This window comes from Mucilaginibacter sp. P2_D11 (assembly GCF_056404435.1).
In genome coordinates, this window is record NZ_JBFUEA010000057.1 from 1 (window position 1) to 793 (window position 793).

Here is a 793-nt window from a genome sequence, read left to right on the forward strand (position 1 = left end):
CGTGGTAACGCCATCCTCCGCCGTTGCCTGTACAGCAATTAACGTTGATACCCCGCTAAGGGCAATCGTTATTGGTGTGCCGCTGGCTGCTATGTTGCCGTTTACCTTGAGGGTGGCATGTACATCTTCTGCTGTTGGCGTAAGCACTACGCTTGTCGCTGTGTTTGACACAGAAGTCTTGTAATTTTCATTGCCGCTACCTGTGGTGCCCGTGAGGTTTGCCCCTGAAACTTTTAACGATACATTCGCGTTGCCCGATAGCGCACGGGTTACCACAATCGTATACGTTTTAGTGGTTATACCGTCCTGCGCGGTCACCACTGTAGTGATGGTATTAGCACCTGGGGCAAGCGTAATGGCCTGCGAGGCAACGCCGCTGGCTACTATGCTGCCATTAACGCGTATGGTTGCCGTGGCATCGCTTGCGGTAGGCACAAGCCTGGTGCTAATGATAGCATTGCTTACCGTGGCGGTGTAATTATAGTCTCCCGCGCCACCGCTAACCTGCGTTATGCCCGTATTAGGGCTTAGGGCTATACCTGTGAGCCAGGCATTGGTACTCCCCGCTTTGTTCACCTGTACCGTTACTGTCCGCGTGGTAACGCCATCCTCCGCCGTTGCCTGTACAGCAATTAACGTTGATACCCCGCTAAGGGCAATCGTTATTGGTGTGCCGCTGGCTGCTATGTTGCCGTTTACCTTGAGGGTGGCATGTACATCTTCTGCTGTTGGCGTAAGCACTACGCTTGTCGCTGTGTTTGACACAGAAGTCTTGTAATTTTCATTGCCGCTA

1 protein-coding gene is annotated in these 793 nt (G+C 52.7%); it reads right to left on the reverse strand.

The window, feature by feature from the left end:
• A partial coding sequence (locus tag AC1DXC_RS27320; RefSeq protein ID WP_477462340.1) for a cadherin-like beta sandwich domain-containing protein occupies positions 1-793 on the reverse strand: 793 nt, incomplete at both ends.